7 protein-coding genes are annotated in these 8,118 nt (G+C 72.1%); 2 read left to right on the top strand and 5 right to left on the bottom strand.

Annotated elements, in window-relative coordinates:
* Positions 1-46 precede the first annotated feature (46 nt).
* The 5 genes from ctaD to ABZU52_RS21695 form a co-directional block, all read right to left on the bottom strand.
* Positions 47-2,038: a cytochrome c oxidase subunit I gene (ctaD, locus tag ABZU52_RS21715; RefSeq protein ID WP_354972811.1), complete on the bottom strand. Its 1,992-nt coding sequence runs from the start codon at positions 2,036-2,038 to the stop codon at positions 47-49.
* A 126-nt stretch (positions 2,039-2,164) separates the two neighbouring features.
* Positions 2,165-2,893, bottom strand: a complete 729-nt coding sequence (locus ABZU52_RS21710) for an ATP-binding protein (protein ID WP_354972810.1) — start codon at positions 2,891-2,893, stop codon at positions 2,165-2,167.
* 108 nt (positions 2,894-3,001) lie between these two features.
* Positions 3,002-3,460 (bottom strand): DUF4383 domain-containing protein, encoded by a 459-nt coding sequence (locus tag ABZU52_RS21705; protein ID WP_354972809.1) that lies wholly within the window; start codon positions 3,458-3,460, stop codon positions 3,002-3,004.
* Positions 3,461-3,544: 84 nt separating this feature from the next.
* Entirely contained in the window at positions 3,545-4,684 is a 1,140-nt protein-coding gene (locus ABZU52_RS21700; RefSeq protein WP_354972830.1) for a glycosyltransferase, read from the bottom strand.
* Positions 4,685-4,707: 23 nt separating this feature from the next.
* Positions 4,708-5,724 (bottom strand): glucosyl-3-phosphoglycerate synthase, encoded by a 1,017-nt coding sequence (locus tag ABZU52_RS21695; RefSeq protein WP_354972808.1) that lies wholly within the window; start codon positions 5,722-5,724, stop codon positions 4,708-4,710.
* A gap of 192 nt (positions 5,725-5,916) precedes the next feature.
* Between ABZU52_RS21695 and ABZU52_RS21690 the strand changes: the two genes are divergently transcribed.
* Together ABZU52_RS21690 and ABZU52_RS21685 are read left to right on the top strand one after the other, a co-directional pair.
* Positions 5,917-6,927 carry a Gfo/Idh/MocA family oxidoreductase gene (locus tag ABZU52_RS21690; protein WP_354972807.1) on the top strand — a complete coding sequence of 337 codons (1,011 nt, stop codon included), beginning with the start codon at positions 5,917-5,919 and terminating at the stop codon, positions 6,925-6,927.
* Positions 6,920-8,008: a zinc-binding alcohol dehydrogenase gene (locus ABZU52_RS21685; RefSeq protein ID WP_354972806.1), complete on the top strand. Its 1,089-nt coding sequence runs from the start codon at positions 6,920-6,922 to the stop codon at positions 8,006-8,008. The genes ABZU52_RS21690 and ABZU52_RS21685 overlap by 8 nt, the downstream gene beginning before the upstream one ends.
* Positions 8,009-8,118 lie beyond the last annotated feature (110 nt).

Genomic DNA, 8,118 nt, shown 5'->3' with positions numbered 1-8,118 from the left:
TGGGCCGACCCCCGCCGGGTGTCGGCCCTTCCGCGCGTACCCCTGATCAGTGCTCCTCGGGGTTTCCGTCGCTGTGCGGGTGCCGCCAGCGCTCGTGCGGCTTCGCCGCGTCCTCGGCGTCCTGCGGCGGGTCGCTCTGCTCGAAGCTCGGCCGGCGGACGCCCTCGGGCTCCGGTACGTCCACCGGGCGGGCGCCGGAGCGCGGCGCCGGCTGGTAGTCGACCGCCTCGCGAGCGCCGTGCGCGCCCTCGGCGGACGGGGACTCCGGGGCGTGGTGCTCCATCCGCAACTCCTCGGCGAAGTGCTGTGGCGGTTTGGTGGTCCGCTGCGGCAGGTCGCGGCCCAGATCGGCGACGAGCGGGCCGTACTTCAGGTCGAAGGCCGGGCGCTCGGAGCGGATCCGGGGCATCCGGTCGAAGTTGCGCAGCGGCGGCGGGCACGTGGTGGCCCATTCGAGGGAGTTGCCGAAGCCCCACGGGTCGTCCACCGTCACGATCGCCCCGTACCGCCAGGACTTCCAGGCGTTGTAGATGAAGAAGAGGGTGGACAGGCCGAGGATGAAGGCGAAGATGCTGGAGATCGTGTTCAGCGTGGTGAAGCCGTCGGTGGGCAGGTAGTCCGCGTACCGGCGCGGCATGCCCTCGGCGCCCAGCCAGTGGTGCACCAGGAAGGTGCCGTGGAAGCCGATGAACATGGTCCAGAAGTGCGCCTTGCCGAGCCGTTCGTCGAGCAGTCGCCCGGTCATCTTGGGCCACCAGAAGTAGTAGCCGCCGAAGAGGGCGAAGACCACGGTGCCGAACACCACGTAGTGGAAGTGCGCCACCACGAAGTAGCTGTCGTGGGTGTGCCAGTCGACCGGCGGGCTGGCCAGCAGGACGCCGGTGAGGCCGCCGAGCAGGAAGGTGACCAGGAAGCCGATGGCGAACAGCATCGGTGTCTCGAAGGTGAGCTGGCCCTTCCACATGGTGCCGATCCAGTTGAAGAACTTCACTCCGGTGGGCACCGCGATCAGGTAGCTCAGGATGCTGAAGAACGGCAGCAGCACCTGGCCGGTGGCGAACATGTGGTGCGCCCAGACCGTCATGGACAGCACGGTGATGGCGATGGTGGCCAGCACGATTCCGGTGTAACCGAACAGCGGCTTGCGGGCGAACACCGGAATGATCTCGGTGATGATGCCGAAGAACGGCAACGCGATGATGTACACCTCGGGATGACCGAAGAACCAGAACAGGTGCTGCCAGAGCATCGGTCCACCGGTGGCGGGGTCGTAGACGTGCGCGTTGATCAGCCGGTCGGCCGCGAGCGCCAGCAGCGCGGCGGCCAGCAGCGGGAACACCAGGATCACCAGCACGCTGGTGAACAGCATGTTCCAGGTGAAGATCGGCATCCGGAACATGGTCATGCCGGGCGCGCGCAGGGTCAGGATCGTGGTGATCAGGTTGACCGCGCCGAGGATGGTGCCCAGGCCGGAGACGACCAGGCCGAGCACCCACATGTTCGCGCCCACCCCGGGGCTGTGGTCCACGTCGCTGAGCGGGCTGTACGCGGTCCAGCCGAAGTCCGCCGAGCCGCCCGGCGTGATGAACCCGCCGATGACCATCAGCCCGCCGAACAGGTACAGCCAGTAGGCCAGCGCGTTGAGGCGGGGGAACGACACGTCCGGCGCGCCGATCTGGATCGGCACGATGAAGTTCCCGAACCCGAACGCCGCGGGAGTGGCGAACAGCAGCAGCATCACCGCGCCGTGCGAGGTGAAGAGCTGGTTGTACTGCTCGGAGGAGAGGAACTGCAACCCCGGGCGGGCCAACTCGGCGCGCATCAGCATCGCCTGAAGCCCCGCCACCAGGAAGAACCCGAAGGAGGTCAGCAGATACAGCAGGCCGATCTGCTTGTGGTCGGTCGTGGCGAGGAACTTGATCAGGGAGTTGCCGGGGACCGGTGTCCGTACCGCTCCCGGGAAGCCCCCGAAGCGGGCCGGTGCCAGGATCGCCGGGCCCCGATCGCGAGCCGGTTCCGTGGTTACCCGCTTGGGCATGGCTGCTCACCCCGTCGTGACGGCAGAAAGGACGGGCGTGCCTACCCGACCCTCGCACCATGTAACCAGGCCACAGCGGTAATTTCGGTCAGAATGCTGGTACCCGGGCGCAACCGCCTCGAACGCTCAGGTTGCCGGCAGCATCGCCCAGACGGCCTTGCCCTGACCGGCCGGCACGCTGCCCCACCGCTGGGCCAGCTCCCGGACCAGCATCAGCCCTCGCCCGCCCTCGGCGTGCAGGTCCGTGCCGCCCGGACGGGCCTGGGCGGTGCTGCCGTCCACCACCGCCAGGTGCAGATACGGGCGCCGCAGGGTCACCGTCACCTGCATCGGCGTGCCGGCGTGCCGCACCACGTTGCCGACCAGCTCGCTGAGCACCAACGCGGCCGGGCCGGACGCGTCCGGCAGGTTCCACCGCGCGCACGCGTCGGTGACCAGCTCCCGGGCCCGCCGGCAGGCCTCGGCCACCGGCTCCAGCCGGGCCCGCATCCGCAACGTGGACGCCGCGCCGGCCAACCGGGTCGCCTCCGCGCAGTCCGCCGAGACCGGAAGCACCCGGCACGTGGTCGACTCGGCCAGCCACCGCGCGGCGACCGGCGACGGGGAGCAGAGCAGCACCGGCACCGCCGGCCACTCCTCGGCCCGCCGGGCGGTCGCGGCGAAGACCGACAGCGCCAACCGGTCCTCCACGTTCACGCCGGCCATGTCGACCACCAGCGCCTCCGGCTGGTCGGCCAGCGCCTCGGTCAGCGCGTGGTGCACCGAGCGCATCGTGCCCAGGTGCAGCGCGCCGGCCAGCCGAACGACCGCCACCGGTGCCGTGGTGCGCACCTCGCAGGTGATCCGGCTCGACATCGCTGCCTCACTTCGCTGCTGGGTCGGGATCTGCCAACTACCCGAGGTCGTTCCCCATCAAACAGGACCGCGGGCGGAGCGAGGCAGGTCACGGTTCGCGACGGCAGGTCAGGGGCGGGTTCGGGCGGTCAGCAGACCCAACGCGATCATGCCGACGCCGAGACCCAGGTGCAGCCAGTCGTCGGCGTCGTTGACCGGTAGCACGTTCGCCCCGGTGTCGTGGTCCACCGCCAGCCCGTACAGCCAGAGCACCAGGTAGATCGCCCCGCCACCGATCAGGAACGCCCGAGCGCCGGTGACCGTCCGGGCCAGCAGCAGACCCGCCACCCCGAACGCCAGGTGCACCAGGTTGTGCAGCACCGACACCTGGAAGGCGCCGAACAGGAACGCGCCCGAGCCGTGGCCGGCGAAGCGCAGCGCGTCCATGCCGCTGGTGATCCCCGGCACGAAGCCGAGCACGCCGATCAGCAGGAACAGCACCCCCACCGTCGCCGCCGCGCGACGGACCCGCGGCTTGCCGTCGGCCGGGTTGGGTCGGGCCCGGGAGTGCGCCATCGGTCCGACCATTCCCGGCTCCTCGTCGCGCGGCGGGCAGAAGCGCTGCCGGCTACCCGCTGTCGCCACCGACAAACCGCCGGGCGCGTCGGCGGGTCAGGCCGGCAGCAGCCCCGGCGTGCGAGCCGACTGGCGGACCCGCTCGTACAGCTCGACGTAGCGCTCGGCCATCACCGCGGGCGTGAAGCGCCGCGCGGCCACCCGCCGGCACTCGTCCGGGTCGAGCAACTCGGCGGCGAGAAGCAGGTCACCCAGCTCTTCCTCGTCCGTGGTGAGCAGCCCGGTGCGGCCGTGCTCGATCAACTCCGGCAGGCAACCCCGGGCGGTGGCCACCACCGGCGTTCCCAGGGCGAGCGACTCGACCACCGCCGTGCCGCCCGGCTCCTCCCAGCGCAGCGGGAACAGCGACGCGCGGGCGCTGGCGAGCAGGTCGTCGCGCTCCTGGCCGGCCACCGTGCCGACCCAGCGGACCAGGTCACCGTCGACGTGCGGCGCCACCTCGTCGAGGAAGAACCGCACGTCCGGGTTCTGCCGGGCCTCGTCGCCGGCCGCGGCCAGCTCCGCTGGGCGGTGGTACGGCCCCACAGGACCGGCCAACACCAGCGGTACGCCGATCCGCTGCGCGAGCCGCGCGCCCACGTCCTGCCCCTTGCCGGGGTTGATCCGGCCCAGGATGAGCAGGTGCTCGCCCTTCTCCGGTCGGGGTCGCCGGTCGGCGTCGACGGCGAGCGGCGTGGACAGGTGCACGTGACCCACCGAGTGCTCCCGCAGCGCCAGTGGGGCGCGGGCCAGCTGGGACGCGGAGACGCCGTTGACCCGGACCCGGTCGCCGCCGTCCAGGCTGCCGTAGAGCGCCGGGTGCTTGGCCAGATCCCAGTGCAAGGTGTGCAGGGTCGGCGGTCCGGCCGGCCCCATCGCGGCCAGGGTGGCCAGCCCGACCGCCTCCACATGGTCGTGCACCAGGTCGATGTCGTCGCGGGAGTGCAGCTCGCGGACCACCCCGGCCAGGTGCGCCTGGGCGATCCCGCAGACCTGGTTGTACGGCCGTTGCAACGAGGGGAACTGCCCGTCGGGGAAGACCGAGATCTGCTCGTCGACCGGCAGGGTGCTGCTGCCCACCGAGGCGAGCACCACCCGTACGCCGAGTCGCCGCAGCTCCGGCACCAGCGTGGCGATCACGTTCTCGATGCCGCCGTAGCCGGGCGGCGGCACCGGCAGCCACGGGCCGGCGTTCATCAGCACGGTGAGGCTCCTCGCGCTCACGCGGCGGCCACCCGGCGGCGGGGCACCCGGTGGCGCAGTTCGGCCAACGGCGGGCGCTCCTCGATGGACACGTCGCTGACCACGATTTCGCGGTCCAGGTTCGGCAGGGTGTCCGAACCACCGCGACGGAACTGGGTCAGCAACGCCTCCGGCGTCAACCCCGGGGTGGCCCAGCCGCGTCGTTGCAGCCGGGACCAGGCGGTCAGCATGATCTGCGCGGACATCCGGCCCAGGGCCGCGGTGTCCTGGTGCCGGTGCTTGCGCTCACCGAGGTCGACCTGCGCCAGCGCGTCCAGGCCGACAAGATCGAGCAGGTCGATCATCATGGCCGTCTCCACCCCGTACCCGGAGACGAACGGCACCTGGGCCAGCACGTCGCGGCGACCCGCGTACTCGCCGGCGAGCGGCTGCACGAAGCCGGCCAGCTCGGGCCAGAAGAGGTTGAGCAGCGGTCGGGCCATCAACTCGGTCACCCGCCCCCCGCCGTCCTGCTCCACGCTGGCGGCGCCCACCAGGGGTCGGTGGTAGAAGCCCTTCACGAAGTCGACCGACGGGTCGGTCAGCAGCGGGCCGAGCAACCCGCTCACGAAGTGCGGCCGGAACTCCCGCAGGTCGGCGTCGATGAAGGCCACCACGTCCCCCTCCGCGGCGGCCAGCCCGGCCCAGAGCGCGTCGCCCTTGCCGGAGAGCCGGGGCAGCCCCCGGGTCATCGCGTCCTGGCTGACCACCTCCGCGCCGGCGGCGCGGGCCACCTGGGCGGTGCGGTCAGTGGACCGCGAGTCCACCACGATCAGCTCGTCGACCAGGGCGACCCGATCCATCAGGTGCTCCCGGATGGTCGACACGATCGCGCCGACGGTGGCCTCCTCGTTTCGGGCCGGAAGCACCACGCTGACCCGCGTGTCACCCTTCGCGCGCAACAGCCGACGTGCGGGCCAGTCCGAAGCTGACGTCGTCCGGTACGTGGCCCACGCCTCTACCACCGGTGACACACTCGATGTCGTATCCCGCACGGCACCCCTCCATTCGTGCGTGGAAAAACCGAAATTGGTTATTCCCATTCCTCGTCACGCGCTAACCGCTTTCTCGGCAACAGCTTGATCACAGAGGTGACGATAATGCGTTCCCGGGGGATGAACGTTTGATTGCGCACACCCCAGGGGACTGCTCCCACCGCACAGGAAAAGTCTTCGAGGGGTGTCGGGATGCGGAAATGCCGGGTGGGTCTGGTCGGTGCCGGCGGCGTGGCACAGCGCCACGCGCGGGTGCTGGCCGGGTTCGACGACGTGGAACTGGTCGGCGTCACCGATGTCGCGCCCGAGGCGGCGTCCGCGCTGGCCGCCCAGCACGGCGGGCGGACCTGCGCCGACGTCGCCGAGCTGCTGGCCACCGGCCTGGACGCGGTGTACGTCTGCGTGCCACCGTTCGCGCACGGCCCCGCCGAGGAGGCGGTGATCGAGGCCGGGGTGCCGATGTTCGTGGAAAAGCCCGTCGCGGTCGACCTGAGCACCGCCGAACGGATCGCCGACCTGGTCGCCCGGCGGGGGCTGCGGACCGCCGTCGGCCACCACTGGCGCTACCTGAGCGTGCTCGACCAGGCTCGTGACCTGCTCGCCGACCGGCCGGTGCGGATGGTCAGCGGCGCCTGGCTGGACAAGGTGCCCCCGGTGGCGTGGTGGTCGCGGCGGGACCGCTCCGGCGGCCCGGTGGTCGAGCAGGCCGCCCACGTGCTCGACCTGATCCGGGTGCTGGCCGGCGAGGTGATCGAGGTCACCGCGTACGGCAACGGCACGCCGCCGCCGGTCGACGGCGCCGACATCGACTCGGTGACCACCGCCGCGCTGCGCTTCGCCGACGGCGCGGTGGGCACGCTCAGCGCCGCCTGCGTTCTCGGCTGGAAGCACCGCGCCGGCCTGGAGATCCTCGCCGACGGGCTGGCCCTCGCGATCACCGAGGACGGGCTGTCGATCCGCGACGCCGACGGCGAGCGACACCTCCCCGCCGACCCGGAAGCCGCCCGGGTGGCGGTGGACCGCGCCTTCGTCGACGCCGTCCGCGGCATCGGCGACGACGTGCGGGTTCCGTACGCCGAGGCCCTCGCCACCCAGCGGCTGGCCCTCGCGGTGGCCGACTCGGCCCGTACCGGTACGACCGTGCGGCTCGCCACCGCGACCGCGCCGGCGGTGCTCGCCACCGGGGTGGCCGTCGATGCGTGACAAGGTCGTGGTGGTCACCGGCCCCGGCCGGGTCGAGCTGGTCGAGCAGGACGCCGCGCCGCTGCGCCCCGGCACGTTCCGGGTCGAGACCCTGTTCAGCGGGGTCTCCGCCGGCACCGAGCTGAGCTACGTCAAGGGCACCAACCCCTACCTGAACGTCACCTGGAACGCCGACCTGGGGCTCTTCCAGCCGGGCGCGGCGAGCACGCCCTACCCGGTGACCCGACTCGGCTACATGCAGGTCGGCCGGGTGGTGGAGAGCGAAACCCCGGCCATCGCGGTGGGCACTGTCGGCGCGATGACGTACGGGCACCGCACCGGCTGGCTGGCCGACCCGGTCGCCGAACGGTTCGTGGCGCTGCCCGACGACCTGGACCCGCTGCTCGGCGTCTACGTCGCGCACATGGGCCCGATCTGCGCCAACGGTCTGCTGCACGCCGCCGCCGACCTGCACGGCACCGACGTCCGCGCGCTCGGCGACGGCGTACGCGGCCGCCGGGTCGCCGTGGTCGGCGCCGGCGTGGTGGCGCTGCTGACGGCGTTGTTCGCCCGGCGCAACGGCGCCGCGTCGGTGGTGGTGCTCGACCCCACCCCGCACCGCCGCCAGGTCGCCGAGGCACTCGGCCTGGAAACCCTCGACCCCGACGCGGACGACCCGGCGGTCGTGCTCAAGACCCGCTGGGCGCACAGCGCCGGCGACCGGGGCGCCGACGTGGTGTTCCAGTGCCGGGGACAGGCGTGGGCGTTGCACCTCGCGCTGCGGTTGCTGCGGCCCCAGGGCACCGTCATCGACCTCGCCTTCTACCAGGGTGGCGCGGACGCGGTCCGGCTCGGCGAGGAGTTCCACCACAACGGGCTGTCGCTGCGTTGCGCCCAGATCGGCCGGGTACCGCGCGGGCTGGCACCCACCTGGGACCGCGAACGGCTCTCCGCCGAGACCGTCGACCTGCTCAGGACGTACGGCGACACGATCCGCAAGCACCTCGTCTCGGCGGTGGTGCCGTTCGACGAGGCGCCGACCCTGCTCACCGACCTGGCCGAGCGCCGCCGACAAGAGCTTCAGGTGGTGCTCGCCGGCTGACCTGGCGGGCCGGAGCACGCCCGCCCGGGTGACGCGGCGGACTACCGTTCCCGGCATGAGCACCTCGACGCACCGGCCGGCCGGCGGCACCTCAACGGACCGGCCGGCCG

Origin of the sequence: Micromonospora sp. NPDC005220, from assembly GCF_040607895.1 — a bacterium.
Lineage (GTDB): Bacteria > Actinomycetota > Actinomycetes > Mycobacteriales > Micromonosporaceae > Micromonospora.
Note: the sequence above shows the minus strand (reverse complement) of the source record. Positions and strands in the feature narration are given on the sequence as shown.